14 protein-coding genes are annotated in these 17,522 nt (G+C 74.0%); 1 reads left to right on the forward strand and 13 read right to left on the reverse strand.

Translation table 11 applies throughout. From position 1 onward, the window contains the following. Positions 1–458: 458 nt before the first annotated feature. The 7 genes from MTQ10_RS08440 to MTQ10_RS08470 form a co-directional block, all read right to left on the reverse strand. Positions 459–872, reverse strand: a complete 414-nt coding sequence (locus tag MTQ10_RS08440; RefSeq protein WP_247464037.1) for a (deoxy)nucleoside triphosphate pyrophosphohydrolase — start codon at positions 870–872, stop codon at positions 459–461. A gap of 30 nt (positions 873–902) precedes the next feature. Further along, complete coding sequence (locus MTQ10_RS08445) at positions 903–1,094, reverse strand: SPOR domain-containing protein (protein WP_247464039.1); 192 nt, start codon at positions 1,092–1,094, stop codon at positions 903–905. Between the two features lie 423 nt (positions 1,095–1,517). Continuing rightward, complete coding sequence (locus MTQ10_RS08450; RefSeq protein WP_247464041.1) at positions 1,518–2,270, reverse strand: GntR family transcriptional regulator; 753 nt, start codon at positions 2,268–2,270, stop codon at positions 1,518–1,520. A 200-nt stretch (positions 2,271–2,470) separates the two neighbouring features. Beyond that, entirely contained in the window at positions 2,471–3,658 is a 1,188-nt protein-coding gene (locus MTQ10_RS08455) for a DUF4190 domain-containing protein (RefSeq protein ID WP_247464043.1), read from the reverse strand. 253 nt (positions 3,659–3,911) lie between these two features. Next, positions 3,912–5,822, reverse strand: a complete 1,911-nt coding sequence (locus MTQ10_RS08460; RefSeq protein ID WP_247464046.1) for an AfsR/SARP family transcriptional regulator — start codon at positions 5,820–5,822, stop codon at positions 3,912–3,914. Between the two features lie 119 nt (positions 5,823–5,941). Next, a complete protein-coding gene (locus MTQ10_RS08465) occupies positions 5,942–6,124 on the reverse strand; it encodes a hypothetical protein (RefSeq protein WP_247464048.1) in 183 nt (60 codons plus the stop codon). Positions 6,125–6,309: 185 nt separating this feature from the next. Beyond that, entirely contained in the window at positions 6,310–6,609 is a 300-nt protein-coding gene (locus MTQ10_RS08470) for a hypothetical protein (protein ID WP_247464050.1), read from the reverse strand. A 402-nt stretch (positions 6,610–7,011) separates the two neighbouring features. Here MTQ10_RS08470 and MTQ10_RS08475 point away from each other — a divergent pair, with 402 nt between their 5' ends. Then, a complete protein-coding gene (locus MTQ10_RS08475; protein WP_247464053.1) occupies positions 7,012–8,028 on the forward strand; it encodes a helix-turn-helix domain-containing protein in 1,017 nt (338 codons plus the stop codon). A gap of 250 nt (positions 8,029–8,278) precedes the next feature. Here MTQ10_RS08475 and MTQ10_RS08480 read toward each other — a convergent pair whose 3' ends face one another. From MTQ10_RS08480 to MTQ10_RS08505, 6 genes are all read right to left on the reverse strand, one after another. Beyond that, complete coding sequence (locus MTQ10_RS08480; protein ID WP_247464055.1) at positions 8,279–9,748, reverse strand: DHA2 family efflux MFS transporter permease subunit; 1,470 nt, start codon at positions 9,746–9,748, stop codon at positions 8,279–8,281. A 41-nt stretch (positions 9,749–9,789) separates the two neighbouring features. Next, complete coding sequence (locus tag MTQ10_RS08485) at positions 9,790–10,965, reverse strand: hypothetical protein (protein ID WP_247464058.1); 1,176 nt, start codon at positions 10,963–10,965, stop codon at positions 9,790–9,792. Then, complete coding sequence (locus MTQ10_RS08490) at positions 10,962–11,876, reverse strand: hypothetical protein (protein WP_247464061.1); 915 nt, start codon at positions 11,874–11,876, stop codon at positions 10,962–10,964. The genes MTQ10_RS08485 and MTQ10_RS08490 overlap by 4 nt, the downstream gene beginning before the upstream one ends. Further along, positions 11,876–14,191, reverse strand: coding sequence for a beta-ketoacyl-[acyl-carrier-protein] synthase family protein (locus MTQ10_RS08495; protein WP_247464064.1), 2,316 nt, complete (start codon positions 14,189–14,191; stop codon positions 11,876–11,878). The genes MTQ10_RS08490 and MTQ10_RS08495 overlap by 1 nt, the downstream gene beginning before the upstream one ends. Then, complete coding sequence (locus MTQ10_RS08500; protein ID WP_247464067.1) at positions 14,191–15,225, reverse strand: aminomethyl transferase family protein; 1,035 nt, start codon at positions 15,223–15,225, stop codon at positions 14,191–14,193. Before MTQ10_RS08500 ends, MTQ10_RS08495 begins: the two co-directional genes overlap by 1 nt. Before the next feature lie 272 nt (positions 15,226–15,497). Continuing rightward, the gene (locus tag MTQ10_RS08505; protein WP_247464070.1) at positions 15,498–17,516 is read right to left on the reverse strand and encodes a GNAT family N-acetyltransferase; all 2,019 of its coding nucleotides are present in this window, start codon (positions 17,514–17,516) and stop codon (positions 15,498–15,500) included. Positions 17,517–17,522: the final 6 nt, after the last annotated feature.

A 17,522-nucleotide genomic window follows, 5' to 3' on the forward strand; every position in this document is an offset into this window, starting at 1 on the left:
GCCCGCAGCGTGCGGCGAAAACGCAGGGCAAGGATCTGAGGGACAGGGCGTCGCACCGAGGACGGACACCCCCCGGCGCGGCCCCGACCCCACCACCGGACAGCCGGCGCTACACCAGCCACCCACCCACCGAAACGGGCCGCCGCAGGCCTTCAGGGGCGCGGGGAACTGCGCGAACACCCCCACCGGCCCGCAGGTGAAAACGATGCCCCAGGCACACACAAGGGGCGCGGGGAACTGCGCGACCAGCCCCCACCGGCCCGCGGTGAACAACGAAACCGCACGCACCCCCAAAGGGGCGCGGGGAACTGCGCGAACGCCCCCCACCGGCCCGCAGGTGGAAACGATGGCCCCGCCAAACAAAGGGGCGCGGGGAACTGCGCACAAGGGCGTCACCGGCACGCCGGTGAAAAGGGGCGCGGGGAACTGCGCAGGGCGGCGTCACCAACCCCCCGTGATCAGGGCCGTGGGGAACTGCGCAACCGTTGCGCAACCTCCCGCACCGCAGGCACATCCGCATCGAGCCACGGCACCGCCCACACCTCACCCCCCGACAGCCAGCGCAGAGCGTCATGGTCCTGGAGGGGCCGCGCCGGGGCGGACCCCGGGCACAGTCGCGCCGTCCAGACATGGAGGACGTACGGCTCCCGCAGCGGCCACTCCCCCGGCACCCGCTCGACGGCCTCGGCCGTGACGCCCAGCTCTTCCCGCAGTTCGCGGACGAGTGCCGCGTCGGGCCGCTCTCCCGGCTCCACCTTGCCGCCGGGCAGTTCCCACCGGCCGGCCAGTTCGGCCGGCGCGCTGCGGCGGGCCGCGAGCAGCTTGTCGCCGTCGAGCAGCGCGGCGCCCACCACCACGATCGGTTCGCTCATGGGCGCGAGCCTACGGCAGCCCCCGGAGGGTCAGTTGTGCCCGGCGTCGCTGTTCTGCCCGATGCGTTCGACCCAGTAGAGCTGTTTGTGTCCGCGGCTGTCGAGTCTGTCGGCGATCTTCTGGGCCTCGGCCCGTGTCGCGTACCGGCCGACGCGGTAGCGATTGCCGTTGTCGTCCTGTCTGATGACGAGCCAGGGAAGCGAGACCGCGCTGTCGTTCATCGTCCCCCACCGCTCCTTCCCGCCCCGGTCCGGCCGCGCCCCGCCCGCGGTCCGCGCCGTGCCCCACCCGCTGAGGAAACCGCAATCCGCATATGCCCGAGCCTACGCCTTACCTTCACTCAGCGAACACGGCTTTTCACAAAGAGGTACGCAACCGGCCAGTACGGGAGGGGCGCACGGCGCCGAATGCGCCGTGCGCGAAGAGCGCCGTCCCCGCTCGGGGGCATTTCGGGCACACCTGGGGCGACCTGCGAAGACGGCCGAAACGCGACGGCGCTCGCGGGGCGCGCGGACGCTTCGTGGACGGGCTCTGCCGGGGGCAACTGCCTCAGGGTTGTGCGCCACCCTTGGAATGCATGTGCCATTTCACACGGGCCGGGTGACGCACACCACTCCCGCCGGGGTGCGGCGGGCGCTTCCGGGCTATTTCACGGGCAGGTGGTAGGCGACGCGGAAGCGGTCGGCGGGGATCACGACGTCGGCGGTCTCGACGGCGCGTCCGGAGGCGTAGTAGGTGCGCTGGACGACGAGGACGACATGGCCGGGGACGCCGCCGAGGGCGAGGAGTTCCTCGGCGAGGCCTGGGCGGGCGCCCACCTCCTCGGTGACGTTGTCGACGATGACGTCGATGGCCCGCATGCGTTCGACGACGCCCATCCCGCCGAGGGGGCCCTCCTCGGGCAGCATCACGGGCGTACGGCCGGTGACGGCGAGGGGTTCCCAGGAGGTGGAGAGCATCATCGGCTCGCCGGCTTCCCGGAACAGATAGCGGGTGCGCATGACACGGTCGCCGGGCTCGATGCCGAGCCGCTCGGCGACGGCGGCGCTCGCCTCGGTCTGCTCGCTGCTGGACTCCCAGGTGCCGTGGGTGTCGGCGTCGGCCTGCTCCTGCCGGAACGGGGTGGCCCCGCCTTCCGGCCGGAACCCGGAGCGGGCGATACGGCGCGGCACGGGCCGCTCGCGCACATAGGTGCCGGAGCCGGAGCGGCCCTCGACCAGCCCTTCCGCCATGAGCACCTTGCGGGCCTCCAGGGCGACGGTGTCCGAGACGCCGTACTCCTCGCGGATGCGGGCCTGGGAGGGGAGGCGGGTGTGCGGTGGCAGCGAACCGTCGACGATCTTCTTGCGGAGATCACCCGCGACGCGCAGGTACGCCGGCTGCTCACCGAAAGTCACTGGCCGCTCCCATCAGGTTGTACAGACAGCAACAGCGTGGCAACCGACGGTCGCGCCGGGCAAGCAAAGGCCAGAGAATCACTCGATGTAGTGACTTGTGTGGCGGCAGGCCTTTACGCAGGCAGTTTCTCCCCGCTATGGCGGCGTTCACACCTGCGCGGCCCGGCAGTGGACGATCACCGGGCCGCCGCCGGTGAACGTCACACGTCGAGCCCGTCGCCCGCGGACCCGCTGTCCCCGGCCCCGCCGCCCGGCGCGACGGAGTCCGGTCGTGTCGTCGCGAGGTCCAGTGCCCGGCGGGCGTCGACGGCGGTGTCGGACTCGAGGTACTCCCAGCCCTTGTCGTAATGGATGTAGAAGGTGTCGGCGTCCGCGGCGGACGCGGCCTTCGCCCACTCCGAGCGCGCCGCCTCCAGATCCTTTGCGTAGGAGTCGACGGCGGTCCTGGCCCCGGCCGCCCAGCCGTGCCCGCGCAACGCGGTGACCTGCGTGGCGAGGCTGTCGCGGACCTTGCCGGCCCAGTCCTGATTGGCCTTCAGGTCGTCCTCGGGGTACGTGTCGGGCTCCGTTGCGAGGACGGCGTCGAGGGCGTTGCCCGCCTTGAGGAAGGCGAGCTGGTCGCCGTCGAGGGTGGTGGCGTCGGTGCGCAGCGAGCCGGTCAGCTTCTTGCCCTCCTCGGTGTTGCCGAGGAGGCAGGCGACGAGACGGTCGCCGAAGTCCCAGGTGTCGTCGGTGGGGCCGATGTAGTACACGTCGACCTCTTCGGTCATGGCCCAGCTGTCCATGACGTACTCGTCCACGTGTGCGGAGCAGCCGTCCTCGGCGGCCTTGTCGACGGCGCTCTCGCCGGGGAAGGAGGAGCCGGTCATCCTGAACGTGTGGAAGACCTCGCCGTCGTGCCGGCCGGAGCAGGGCACCTCGTCGACGTCGTACACGTCCCGTTCGACGAGCCCGCCGGGCAGGTCGACGCAACGGCCCACGGTCAGCTCGGCGTCGGCGCCGCCGCGGGCGCCCTCCTTGAAGCCTTCCCAGAAGTCGGCGGCGCCGCCGGTGGCGAGCATCAGCGTCCACAGGGCGAGGCCGACGGCGGACAGCACGGAACCGGCGATCGCCATGCCCTTGCCGCGCTCGCCCTTCTTGCGGATCTGTACGAGCGCGATGACGCCGAGGACGAGGCCGACGGCCGGGACGAAGCAGAGCAGGCCGAGGACGAGGGAGGCGATGGCGAGGCCGTTGACCGGGGCGGGGCGGTTGAAGGGGCTGTAGCCCTGCCCCCAGGGCTGGTACGGCGGCCCGTACGGGCCCTGCGGGTAGGGGCCGTCGTAGGGGCCCTGCGGGCCCGGCGTGGACGGAGGCTGCTGGGGCCCGGGGGGCGGGGGTATGGCCACGGGTGCCGTGCTCCTGGTTCGTGCCGCGGGAGTGGACGGGTGCGCCGGACGCGGGGCCCGGCACAGGACAGGCGGCATCGTAAGCGCCCGCCACCCCCACGGAAACGCCGCCCACTCTCAACGCCCCCGCGCTGTGGGGTTCACCCGGCGCGGGCGCGGACGCCGGGGGACCACCGCCCCAGCGGCACGACTGCCCGCGGCGCGTCACCGGCACACCGGTGAGCAGGGGCGCGGGGAACCGCGCGAGGGCGCGTCACCGGGGCATCGGTGACAGGTCGGCCTGCGCAAGCGTGTCGTCCGCGTCCGTCAGCTCGCGCGCGCAGTCGCGGACCAGCGTGTGGAAGGAGAACCGCGAGGGACTGTCCTCGCGGACGAGATTGTTCTCCACCAGCACGTCGAAGTACCGCTCCACGTCCCCCGCCGGCAGCCCCGTCACCGCCGCCGCGTGCGCGACGTCGTACGACAGGGAGGGGTGACGGCTGATCAGCCGGCTGAACCGCCGCTGGGAGGGGTCCAGATGCCGGTACGACGTGCGCAGCACGGACATCAGGTCCCGGTCCCCGGTCCGCAGGCAGCTCGCCCGCCGGGGGCTGCCCGACAGCCGGTCGACGAGGTCGGCGACGGCCCACGCCGGCCGGGACCGCAGCCGGGTCGCGGCGATGCGGACGGCCAGCGGCAGATGGCCGCAGAGTTCGACGGCGCGGGCCACCTGCTCGGGTTCGCGGGCGGTGCGCTGCTCGCCGGCGATGCGGGTGAACAGCGTGGCCGCGTCGGAGGGCGGCAGGACGTCCAGCCACAGCGGCACCGCCCCGTCCAGGGCGGTGAGTTTGCGCCGGCCGGTCACCAGCACCAGCGCGCCGCCGGTGCCCGGCAGCAGCGGGCTGACCTGCGCGGTGTCGGCCGCGTCGTCCAGGACCACCAGGCAGCGCTGGCCGGCGAGCCGGGAGCGCCACAGGGCGCTGCGTTCCTCCAGGGTGTGCGGGATCGCCTCCGAGGGCAGGCCGCTCGCCTGGAGGAGGAGGGCCAGTGCCTGTTCGGGCGGCATCGGGGGCCGGTCGGCGCTGTAGCCGTGCAGGCCGATGAAGTACTGCCCGTCCGGGTAGTGGCGGGCGACGCGGTGGGCGACGCGCACGGCGAGCGTGGTCTTGCCGACTCCGCCCATGCCGTCGATGGCGATCATCAGCGGTGAGGCGTCCGGTTCCTGTCCGGCGAGGTCCAGCAGGGAGTCCAGTTCGGCGGTACGGCCGGTGAAGTCGGTGAGGTCGTGCGGCAGGTAGTTGCGCCGCCCGCCGGGGGTGCGGGCGGACGGGGGCGGCACGTCCTCGAACGCCTCGGAAGCCGTCTGTGCGACCGCGGGCCGGGGCCGGGGTACGGCCGCGGAGGCACGCCGCGCCTCCGACGGCGCCGGCTCGTCCGCCGGCCGTTCGGCGCCGCCCCCGGCCGGGGCGGGCACCCGGCGCGCTCCGGGGCCGGCCTGGCCGCCGGCACCGCGCGCCGCGGGCGAGTCGGCGAGGATCTCCGCGTGCAGGGCGCGCAGGCGGCGGCTGGGTTCGAGGCCGAGCTCGTCGGCGAGGAAACGCCGGCCCTCCTCGTACACAGCGAGGGCGTCGGCCTGGCGTCCGCTGCGGAACAGGGCGAGCATCAGGCTGCCGCGCAGTGAGTCCCGTAGCGGATAGTCGGCGAGCAGGGCGTGCAGTTCGCCGACGAGGGAGCTGGTCTCACCGGCCCGCAGCCGCATGGACATGAGGTCCTCCAGGGCGGTGAGGCGCTGCTCGTTGAGCTTCACCGCGGCGGAGGTGACGGAGGGGCAGTGGATGCCGGCGAAGGCGTCGCCGCGCCAGAGGTCCACCGCCGATTGCAGGACGCGCAGCGCCTCGGTGTGGCGGCCCTCCCGCTCGGCTGTCGCGGCGGCGCGGACCCGCCGGACGAAGCGGTGGGCGTCGACGGCGTCGTCGGGGACCATCAGCCGGTAGCCGACGTCCATGGTGACGAGGCTGATGCCGTCGGCCGCGGACAGTACGCGGCGCAGGTCGCGGATGGCGTTGTGGACCTGGGGGCGCGCCGAGGACGGCGGGTCCTCCCAGAGTTCGTCCACCAGCACGTCGATCGGGACCACCCGGTTGGCGTGGAGGAGCAGCAGTGCCAGGAGTTTCTGCTGACGCATGCCCCGGACGCGGATCGGTTCCCCCGATTCACGTATCTCCAGAGAACCCAGGACCAGGAATTCCATTTCTTCGTCGTCCCCCGATGTACGTGGTGGTCAGCACGTTCCCGGCGGATTTGTCACTTCCCCCAGGTGACGTCGTCGCTGCTGTGGTCGGCGGTGATGGCGATGTGCGCTGCGGAGTCGGCCTTGACGGTCCCCTGAATGCGGTCGGACTCGCCGAATGCAGCGACCGAAAGGGTTGTTCCACCGGCGGCGAGAAGGACCGAGGCGACGATCTTCGAGACACGGGTGGCAAGCATGGGATTTCTCCTTGGAAAAGGGTGGGGATTTCCCGGGGGATTCCCGGGGACCGGAGGCGGTTCGTTGTCGTTCCCGCCGATGCCTCTACTCTGCTCGGCCGGCGGGCCGGAGGGAACGGAAAACGGTTGGACGGAACCTGCACTGTCCTAAGGCGTCCACCGCGACCTGCGGCGACGCAGGTGCCTCAGGAGTCCCACCAGGGGCCGGGCACGAGGACCGCCTCGGCCGTCAGGACGCGGAATCCGCGCAGCGCGGGATGGTCGGCGACGGCTCGTTCCGTGAGCCGCGCGGCGCTCCGCTCGGCGGTGGCGAGACGGTCGGCGAGCAGGAAAAGGCCCAGCGTGACGTCCCCTTCGGGGCCCGGATGGACGGCGACGTGTTCAAGGCCGTCCGCTTTCCCGGCGCAGGACGTGATGATCGTGGCCAGGTCGGGCCGCGAGGCGGTTGTGTCGGGACCCTTCAGGCGCACGTGGATGAGATACATGCCCTCATTGTTCGGGCTGTCGAATGAGCGCGGGAGCGGCTCGGGTTGGACGGTTCATGCCATGGCATAAAGCGTCATGCTCCGGGTCGCGCCGGGTGGCAATAAATTGACGCGGATGCGGTGGTGTCAGCGGCCGGGTCCCGCGGCCGAAACCAGACGCCAGAAGATTCAATACGCAACGACCGTCCGTTCGGTACCCGGGACTGTGAGCCGCGCGTGAGCGGCGCAGGCGCTCCCGAGACCGCCCGCTCCGTCCGGATCGCACCCCGGATTGAATCATCGTCAACTTGGCCGGAACCGGCCTCGATGTCATCGGCGGGGCCACAGGAGTTCAACGTCAGTAAGCTCAGGGGCACTAAGTTTCGAACTCGGTGAGTTTGATGCTGGCCAGGGGGATAGTGAATGTTGGACGTTCTGGGGCTCGATGCCGTTGCCGAAGCCATCTACCGGGGGATGCTGACCAATCCCGGTGACGGAGTGGCCGCGCTGGCGGCACGGCTGGGCCTGACGGAGGACCAGGTGCGAAGAGGGCTGGACCGGCTCAGCGAGCTGGCCCTGATACAGCCCTCCGCGAGAGAAGGGAACGGCACGGCGGCGGACGGCATCGGCTTCCGGGCGGTCGGCCCCGAGACCGCGATGGAGATGCTGCTCGCCCGGCAGCAGGCGGAGCTTGCCGCCCAGCAGATGCGGGTGGAGGCGTCCCGCGCGGCGGCGGCCCAGCTGATCGCGGAGTGTTCGGCGCTGCGCCCGCGCGCCCTGGACCACGACTCCGAGCAGTTGATCGGCCCGGACGCCATCCGGGAGCGGCTGGCCGGACTCGCCAAGGGAGCCCAGATTGAGGTCGCCACGTTCGCGCCCGGCGGCGCGCACTCACCGGAGGATCTGGCGGCCAGCCGGGAGCCCAACGCCGACCTGCTCGGCCGCGGGGTGCGGATGCGGACCGTGTATCTCGACAGCGTGCGCAACCACGCTCCCACGCTGGAGCACGTCAGCTGGCTGCACCAGCACGGCGGACAGGTCCGCACCGTGCCCGACCTGCCCATCCGCATGATCATCTTCGACCGGTGCCAGGCGGTGCTGCCGATCGACACCTCCGACGCCCGGGCCGGCGCGGTGGTGCTGCGCGGTGCCGGGACGGTGGCGGCGCTGTGCGCGCTGTTCGAGAGCGTGTGGCACACGGCGGTCCCGCTGGGCACCGTCCCCAAGTGCGACGCGAAGGACATGCCACCGCAGGAGCGGGCGGTGCTGAAGATGCTCGCCCAGGGCTACACCGACGAGGCCATCGCCAAACGGCTCGGCGTCTCACCGCGCACGGCCCGGCGGATCGCCGCCAACCTGATGGAACGCCTGGACGCCCGCAGCCGCTTCGAGGCCGGCGTGCACGCCGTCCAGGACGGCTGGCTGCCCTCGTCACGGTGAGGGGGGCGGGGGCGGCACGCGACACGAGCCCCGCGCCGGCCCGCGCCCGCCGCCGAAGACGCCGAGGAGCACGACAACGTAACACGAGACCCCGCGCGCCCCGGGGCCCTACGAACCTGCCCAGCGCCGCACCCGCCCGCCGAGCGCCGTACCGCCCGCCCTGCCGGCCCCGCCCCGGCGGCCGGCGCGCACGCCGATCCGGCCGCCGAGGGCTCAGGCCCCTCCCGCCGCCGGGGCGCGCACCGCACCGTCACTCCCCCTGCCGCTCCCGGCGGGCCTCGCGGCGGTCGGCCACCAGCAGCGCCAGGGCGGGGAGCAGCGTGAGGGCGTAGACCCCGAGGAGCCAGCCGAAGGAGTGCGCGAACGCGCCCGGCACCAGCCCGTGCCGCTCCCGCGCCGCCGCCTCCAGCACCACCGTCACCGCGGCGAGGGCGACGGCGCCGCCGATCCGCTGGATCAGGTTGAGCTGCGAGGAGGCGTCCGGGATGGACTGCGGCCGGATCGACTGGAACGCCCTGGTCATGGCCGGGACGATGGTCAGCCCGGTGCCCAGCCCGCGCACCGCGAGGCTCACGCACAGCAGCACGTACGAGGTGTCGTCGGACAGCCGGGTCAGCGGCACGGTGGCGAGCATGGTGAGGGAGATGCCGACGACGACGGTGCCGCCTCCGCCGATCCGCTTCATCAGCACCCGGCACAGCCAGGCCGCCGAGACCACGCCGATGCCGCCGGTGGACATCAGCAGACCGGTGCTGACGGCGCTCTCACCGCGCGCGGACTCGAAGTAGAGCGGGATCAGCATCATCGGCGAGTACAGGACGAAGCCCAGGCAGAAGATGTTCACGGCGGCCGTCCGGTACACGCCGTGCCCGAACAGGCGCAGGTCCAGCAGCGGGAACCGGGCGCGCAGCTGCCGCACCACGAACACCGCGCCGCTCGCCACCGCGATCGCGAGCGGCACCAGCAGCGACGGCCGCGCGTGCAGGCCGGTGCCGGAGAAGGCGTGGACGGCCAGGACGGTGCTCACCGTGCAGGTGGCGGAGGAGACGAGGCCGATCACGTCCAGCGGCTTGGCCTCCTTGCCGGCGGGCCGGTCGGGGCGGACGTACCGCACGGTGACGGCGAGCAGTACGGCGCACAGCGGCACATTGACGGCGTACACCGTCCACCAGCCGCCGGCCTCGACGAGGAGCCCGCCGACCGTCGGGCCGAGCAGCGGGCTGATCAGCATGACGCTGCCGTTCAGCGCCTGGACGCGGCCCAGGTGCTCGCGCGGCACTCCGCTGGTGAGCAGGATCGTGGACACCGGGGTGAGCACACCGGCCGCCGCGCCGGAAACGCCGCGCGCCACGACGAGTTCGGGCAGGGTCTGGCTGAGCGCGCAGGCTGCGGAGCCGAGCGCGAACAGCGTGGTCGCGGCGGCGAAGACCCGTTTGACGCCGAAGCGGGTGGCCAGCCAGCCGGTGGCCGGCATCACGGCGGCCAGGGCGATCACATACGTCGTCACCACCCACTGGACCTGGCCGATGGCGCCGAAGCGTGCGGAGGTGTCCTCCAGGGACACGTTGACGATGGTGGTGTCGAGCAGCGCGAGGAAGCCGCCTGCGATGGCCGCGGCGATCGTCAGGACGGTGGGGCCGGAGGGCCCGGTGGGTGCGGCGGCGGGCGGCGAGGGCTCGGGGCGAGCCTCCTCGTCGGTGTGCCGGTCGGTCAGGGACATGGGGCGCATCCTTGGGAGGTCTACGGGTGGAGGCGGACGGTTCAGGCCGCCGCGGTGAACGCCTGCGCGATGTCGTCGAGGACCCGGCCGGCCGCCTCTCGGGCGCCGGCGCGGTCGCGGCAGGACAGGGTCAGTTCGGTCTCGTCGCCGATGCGGCAGGAGCTGAGGAACATCTCGGCGTACGGCACGAGCATCGGCAGCGTGGCGAACCCGGTGGGGCGGAAGTGCTCGGTGCGCAGCTCGTCGGTGTCGATACGGCCGTGGTCGGTGATGATCGCCGTACAGGGGAAGCGGGTTCCGTCCAGTTCGCGCGCCTCGCTCAGGGAGTTGGCGAAGGGGTTCTGGCGCAGGAAGTCCCGGCTGAGGGCGGCGACTTCGCGTTTGGTGACCAGGGCGCGCACGATCCGGCCGTGCAGGGCCCGCCAGTCGGTGTCCCGGTCGAGGTCGAGGACCAGCTGGGAGGTGAGGTTGGCGGTGGAGCGCACGTCGGGGTCGTGGCGGCGCAGGTCGACGGGGACGAGCAGCCGGCCGGTGTCGCCGGCGAGGTGGCGGGAGAGCGCGGCGGCGATCCGGGCGGTGACGGCGGACGGGCAGGCCGGCACGCGGCGCCGCAGCCACAGCGGGCGGCCGGTGGCCGGCCCGTGGCCGAGGACGGCGGGCAGCCCAGGGATACGTGCGGGCGGTTCGGCGGGGGCGACGGCACCGGCGGCGGTACGGAAGTGGGTGTCGTCGACGGTCGAGTCGGCGCCCAGCGGCTCCTCGCCGCGCAGGGCCCGGAACACATCGGCGATCCACTGCCGCAGTCCGCGGCCGTCGGTGACGATGTGGCTGGCCCGCACCACGAGCCGGGTCACCGGGCCCGCCGCGAGGCCGACCTCGCAGACCGGACCGGTGACGACGTCGAGGTCGCGGTGGAAGAAGGGATGGTCGAAGCTCGGGTCCGCCGCGGCGGCCGGCAGTTCGACGACCGGCGGGACGGGGCCGTCGGCGCGCCAGGTGGCGCCCCGGCGGCGTACGGCGAGACCGGGGCCGGCGAGTGTGGCGGTCCGCACCGCCTGCCGCAGCGCGTCCGGCTCGACACGGCCCTCGCCCTCGATCACCATCTGGATCAGCTGCGGGGTGCCGGTCGCAGCGGCGTTGAGATAGCCGCGCTCGATCTGTGAGATGCGACGGGTGTACGTCCCCCGCGTCGCGGTCTCTGTCGCTGTCGCTGTCATGCCGCCTCCAGGTTCAGGGCGTCGGTGGGGGTGGCCGGGGCGGCGCGGCCGGGCCGCCACCACCAGCGCACGGGCGCCGGCCGGCCGGTGACGACGGCGAGGTGCAGGTCGGGGGCGATCCGGTCCGAACGGACCTGGTACGGCCGGACGTCGGTGGCCCGCCAGCCCGGCCGCCAGACCGGCAGCCGCACCCCGGCGAAGGTCTCCTTGGTGATGTGCGAGGCCTTGATGAGCGCCTCGCACTCGGTGAAGTCGCGGATGGTGGCGGGCCCGTCCAGGCCGAGCAGTTCGCCGAGCCACCGCATGGCGGCGGGCCGGTCCCGCTCGTCCTGGAGGTCCACGCCGACGGCGCCCGCCCCGCTGAGCGCGACGGCGCTGTAGCGGGCGCAGTGCGCGACGGAGACGGACAGCCCCAGCTCCGGCACGCTCCACCGCTTGTCGGCGTCCCGGGCGAGGTCCCGGGCGGTGATGTCGAGGCCGTGCACGACCCGCACGGCGTCGATGATCAGCGACCGCCCGGAACGGCTCATCCGGTTCCCCATCCGGTCCCGGGGCAGCCCGGTGTGCCGGGTGACCAGGCAGTCGATCACAGGCAGGGGGCCGGCCGCGAGGGCCTTGGCAACAGGGCGGCCGGGGGCCTGGCCGGCCCGGGGCCGGACACCGCCGGCGCCGAGGGACGCTCCCCCGGCCGCCGGACCGCCGGGGCGCCGCCCGGGCCGGGCGGCGCCGGCCGCGGGGGCGGCGGGCCCGGCACCCGTCGTGGGCCGGGCGGCTCCGGTGCCGGACGTGGGACGTGCGGCCCCGACGCCCGCGCCCCTACCGGGCCGCGCACGGCCGGCCCCGCTGTCGGCCGCCGAGCCGGGCTGTCGTACCGTCCCGGCGTCGAGCAGGAGTCCCATCAGGGCGCCCATCACGCCTCCGTGTCGAACACGGCCGCCGCGTACGAACCGCCGTAGGCGAAGCTCGACAGCAGCACCCGGCCTCGGGATTGTCCGTCACCGAGCGCGGCGACCAGGCCGAGGGCGCCCGCGCTGCCGTACGTCTCACCGAGGAGTGCCTTCGGGGCGAGGACGGGGCGGTCGTCGAGGCCGGCCAGGCGCAGGGCGCGGGACTGGGCGATGTCCACCAGGCTGTAGCCGGAGGCCGCGGAGACCACGGTGTCGATGCCGTCCGGGCCGGTCCCCGCCTCGGCCATCGCGGCGCGCAGGGCACGCGCCCAGGCCTCGCCGTCCCGGCCGATGCGGCCGATCCCGGCGGGTTCGCCGGAGGCGCCGTAGCCGCGGACGCGGGCGAGGACGTCCGCGCCGCGTGCGGCGGCCGACTCGCGGCTCTCCAGCAGGATCGCCGCGGCGCCCTCGCTGAGCACCATCCCGGTACGGCCGCCGGGGACCACGCGTGCCTCACGGGCGTACCCGGGGAGCCCGGCCTGGGTGGCGAGGGCCTGCTCGGGGAACTCGTCGGCGATCACGACCATGATGCGTTCGGCGGCGCCGCGCGCGATGACGCGGGCGGCGAGCTGGAGCGCCAGCACGGAGCTGGTGCCGCCGTTGGCGATGGTGGCGGTGTAGCCGCGGTAGCGGTGCAGCATCGCCACGTGCCCGGCGGCGGCGTTGACGACCGTGTTGGCGAACAGCGCCGGGTTGGCGCCGTTGATGCCCTGCTGGAGGACGCCCTTGTGGAACTGGAGGACGGACGTGACGGGGCCGTAGCCGGTGGCGAAGACGATGCCGGTGCCCTCGGCCTCCGCCCGGCTGGGCTTGCCGTGCCGGCCGTACAGGTCGGCGACGGCCGCGGCGGCGAGCAGACTGAGCGGGTCCATGCGGCGGGCGCGGCTGGGGTTGATGCCGCGGGCGGCGGCCCGGACGTCGATGCGGCCGACGGGCACCTCCCCGATGCCCTCGACGTGCTCGGTGCCGGTGAAGGTGGGGCGTTCCCCGGAGAGGGCGTCGAGCAGCGAGGCGGTGTCGCGGGCGGCGCCCGCCAGGCCGGCGACGCCGGTGACGACCACGTCGTGCACGGACTCGGTGCGGCGGGGCGCGGAGCCGGCCCGGCCGGGCCGGTTGAGGACGACGGAGGCGTTGTTGCCGCCGAAGGCGAAGGAGTTGGACAGCACGACCTCCGGGGAGGCCGGGCGCCCGGTGTCCGGGACGATGTCCAGGCCGAACGGCTGCTCCACGCCTCGGGTGTTGATGGTGGGCGGCAGCGTCCCCCGGTCGATGGCGAGCGTGCTGACGACCGCCTCCACCGCGCCGGCCGCGCCCAGGGTGTGGCCGATGATCGACTTGGTGGAGCTGGCGGGCGGCACGGACGCGCCGAACAGCAGCTTGACGGCCTTGGGTTCGGAGGCGTCGTTGGCCGGGGTGCCGGTGCCGTGCAGGTTGAGGTAGTCGACGTCCTCGGGGCCGTATCCGGCGGTCTCGAGGGCCTGCGCCATGGCGGCGCAGGCGCCCTTGCCGCTGGGGTCGGGCGCGGTCTGGTGGTAGCCGTCGCAGGACAGGCCGTACCCGCCCAGTTCGGCCAGCGGCCGGGCGCCGCGGGCGGCGGCCCGCTCCGCCGACTCCAGGACCATGAACCCGGCGCCCTCGCCGAGGGTGAGCCCGCTGGACGCGGACATCGGCGAGCAGGGCTCGGCGTCGAGCGCGCCGAGTGCGCTGAACCCGTACGCGGACAGGGAGGCCAGCGGGTCGACACCGCCGCAGATGACGTGGTCGACGTCTCCCTTCCACAGCAGCTCGGCGGCGTAGCCGAGGGCGACGGCGCTGGCGGCGCAGGCGTTGGAGAGGACGACGCGGGGGCCGCGCAGGTCGAACTCGGCGGCGATGTAGTCGCCGACGCAGGGCAGCTGGGAGGCGGCGGCGGCCTCGGCGTCCAGCCGGCCCTCGTGGACGAGGCCGGCGTGGACGCCTTCCAGCGTCGGCATGGCGCCGAGGCTGGAGCCGACCACCACCGCGACCCGGTCACGGTCGACGGTGTCGAGGTCGAGGCCGCTGGTGCGCAGGGCCTCGCGGATGGCGGTGGCGGCCAGCGAGTAGCAGCGGTCGAGGTCGGCGGGCTGCTCGGCGGTGACCATGCCCGCCCACTCGGTGAGCAGCTCGGAGGTGTCGAAGAGGGTGTTGGTGCGGATGCCGGTGGTGCCGGCGGTGATGGACGACCAGCCCTTCTCGGTGTCGTCCCCGGCCCCGGTGATCAGCCCCAGGCCGGTGAGGGCGATTCTCGGCGTGGTCATCAGGAGATCCTCGTGGTGAGCGAACGGGCGATGACGCGGGGCAGGGTGACCGTGCGCAGCGGGCGCTCGGCGCCCTGCTCGTCGCCGGCGGCCAGCTCCAGGCCCGGCACCCAGAACGGGGCGTCGAGCAGGGCGATGACCAGTTCCTCCTCCGGGTTGGCGGAGGGCGCCTGCCACAGCACGGTGCCGACGGACTCCCCGGCGGCGGTCACCTTGGTGCCGGCGGCGAAGCGGCTCTCGGCGGGCGCGGCCAGCGCCGCGAGGCGGGCGGTGGCGGTGGTGGGCTGCTCCAGGTCGTCGGAGCCGTGGAACTCGCCGATGCGGTTCCAGTCGATCATCCAGGACAGGTCGGCCTCGTTGACGGACAGTCCGCCGAAGCCGGCCGTGTAGACGGCCATGCCGGCCTCGGCCTGGACGCGGGCCAGTCCCTCGGGGCCGACGGGCGCGCCGCCCTGCTCGGCGACGGCGGCCAGGACCGCCTCGTGGGCGGCGTCGGGGGCGTTGGTCAGCAGCAGGTAGCCGTACTCGCCGGTGGTGCCGACGCGGGCCAGGTGGGCCAGGGCGGCCGGCTCGCCCGGCAGCGCGGCCTCGGTGACGCCGTGCAGGGTCAGGCCGGAGATGTCGAAGTCGACGAAGCCGGCGGCGACGGACCAGGCGGTCGGGCCCTCGAAGGCGCTGGCGCCCCAGCCCTCGGGCTCGATCTCGACGGTGACGTCCTCCGGGACGCCCACCTCGTCGAAGTAGCCGCGCAGGGCGTCCGCGGTGACCGCGGTGCGGGGCAGCAGCCAGGCGTCGTCGCCGATCTCGAAGTGCAGCAGGATCGCGAAGGGGGTGCCGTCGGCGTTCAGCGCGAGCGCCTCACGGACGGTGTCCGGCTCGACGAACTCGCCGGACTTGGCCAGGAAGCGGTCCAGGAAGGTGATCCGCTCGTCGCCGGTGACACGGACCAGCGGTGCGGTGATCCGGTAGGCGCCGACGGTGGTGCGGACGGTGGTGTAGTCGTCCGTCTCGGTGCGGAGGGGGGCGGTGGTCATGGTGACGGGTCCTTTCGGAATGTGTCGAGGTAGCGGTTGCGGTTGCGGTAGGTCTTGCGGTGCGGTCGCGGCGGGTGCCGCGATGCGGGGCGGTACGGGGCCCGGCCCGTGTCGGTACGAGGCCTCCGGCCCGTGCCGGTGCGGAGGCCACGGCCCGGTGCGGGTGCGAGGCCCTCGGCCCGGTGCCGCTGACGGTCCCGGTGCCGGCACTCGGGGTCACGGCGGCGGCGCCGCGCTCCCGAGTGCCGTGCGCCGGGGTGCCCGGCGGGCCGTCACACGCCCGGTCCGTCGCCGACGGTCAGACGCCAGGCGGCCTCCCCGCCCGCCGGTGCCGCGCAGCCGACGAGCAGGCCGGACGGTGTGGTGCGCAGGACGATCTCCGCGTCGCCGGCGGGGTGTTCGGGCCGGCAGGTCAGCCAGCTGCCGTCGGCGAGCCGTACGGCGGCGGCGGAGGCCCAGATCTGCCGGAAGTCCCCGGAGTCCAGCTCCCACCGGGTGCCGGCGGAGTCGACGGCGAGGGTGGTGCGGCGGCCGGTGTTCGGGGTGAGCCAGAGGACCGCCTCCTCGCCCTCCCCGCCGGCCGGCGACGAGACGACGACGCGGACGGGGGCGGCGGTGTCGTCGGGGGCGTCCAGCTCCCAGGCGATGCCCTGCTGCGGCTCGTACAGGCCGAACGGCTGCTTCGGCTCCCAGTCGCCGGTGGAGCGCACCCCCCAGCCGAGGCCGGTGGCCCGGCTGTGGCGGGCGGGCTCCGCGGTGACCCACAGGCCCGCGCTCCAGCGGGGGTTGTTGCCGAACGCCCGGACGCGGGGGTGCGGGCTGCGCAGCACCTTGGCCGTGCCCTCCTTCCAGGAGGTGACGCCGGCCGCGGTGGCGTCGAGCTGGACGCGGCGGGCGCCGTCGAGGGGCCGTACCGCGGGCGTGGCGCCCGCTGCGGCGGCCGTACGGCGGTGGAACTCGGTGCGCAGCCGGGCCGTGCCGTCCGGGCCGGGTTCCAGGCCGCGCTCCAGCAGCCCGCTGTGGATCAGCCGGGCCGGTGCGGTGACCGGCATCCGGACGGTCCACTCGGCGCCCGTCCAGGCCGGTGCGCTGCCGGCCGGGAGGACCCGGGCGGCGGCGACCACCTCGGAGGCGTCGCGGACGCCGAGGCCGAGGCCGAGGGGGACGGGCTGCTCCCCGTCCAGGGCGAGGGTGCCCTGGCGGAGTCCGACGGTCTGGAAGAGGCGGCCGGGGCGGCGGGTGAAGGCGAACTCCTGGCAGAGTGCGCCCTCGTCGAGGGTGACCGTGCCGGTGATCTCGTCGTCGCCGCACCGCTCGGTGATCCGCACGCCGCCGGGCACGGGGGCGAAGCGCAGATCGCGCGGGTCGCCCTCGCGCCAGCCGGCCGGGCGGTCGGCGCGGCAGCTGGGCCAGGTGGAGACGAACAGCGGCCCGTGGTGGCCGTCGCCCAGCACCCGTACGGTGCCTTCGTCGCCGTCGACCTCCACGGTGAGCGCGCCGGAGGTGAACCGGTGCGGTTCCGGCCGGCGGTGCGCCCGGATCCGGTACGGCGGTTCGGCGACGCGCAGCTCCCGGCTGTCGCCGTCGGGGCCGGTGATCCGCGCCTGCCGTACGGCGCCCCGGTCGACGTCGACGCTCGCGGTGAGCCGGAACTCCCCCACCGCCAGGCAGTAGTCGACCGTGCGGACACCGTCGACGACGCGGACGTCGGAGCGGAGTTCGTCGTCGCGGGACTCGGTGACCGTGGCGAAGCTGTTCAGTCCGCCGAGGGCCGCCTTGACCTCCGGCCCGAGGTCGTGGAAGACGCTGCGCAGGATCAGCGGGATGTAGTTGTGCAGTTCGACGTTGCCGTCCTCGCCGGGCACGGTCTGCCCGACGGAGACGCAGCCCACGCGCCGGTAGAGCCGGAACGCCACGGTGTTGGCCGGGTTGACGGTGAGCCGCAGCACGAGGCAGCCGGAGCGCACCATCCACTCCACGGCCTCGGTGAACAGCCGTCCGGTGATCACGCCGTTGCGGTAGGCGGGGGCGACGAAGAACATGTCGGCGATCAGCTCGCCGGCTCGGGCGGAGCGCCGGCCGGTGTTGTGGAACAGGCCGAAGGTGCCCACCACACGCCCGTCGTCGACCGCCACCAGGAACGTTCCGGTGTCCCGCTCGGCCAGCTCGCGCCGCAGCTCGTCGCCGGTGATGCCGCCGACCACCGGGTTGGGGTTGTCGCGGTGGCGGTTGTACAGCTCCGCGATGTCGTGCGCGTCGGCCTCGTCGTACGGGCGGATCGTGATGGACATTCCACA

The organism is Streptomyces sp. XM83C (assembly GCF_023072675.1).
GTDB lineage: Bacteria > Actinomycetota > Actinomycetes > Streptomycetales > Streptomycetaceae > Streptomyces > Streptomyces thermocoprophilus.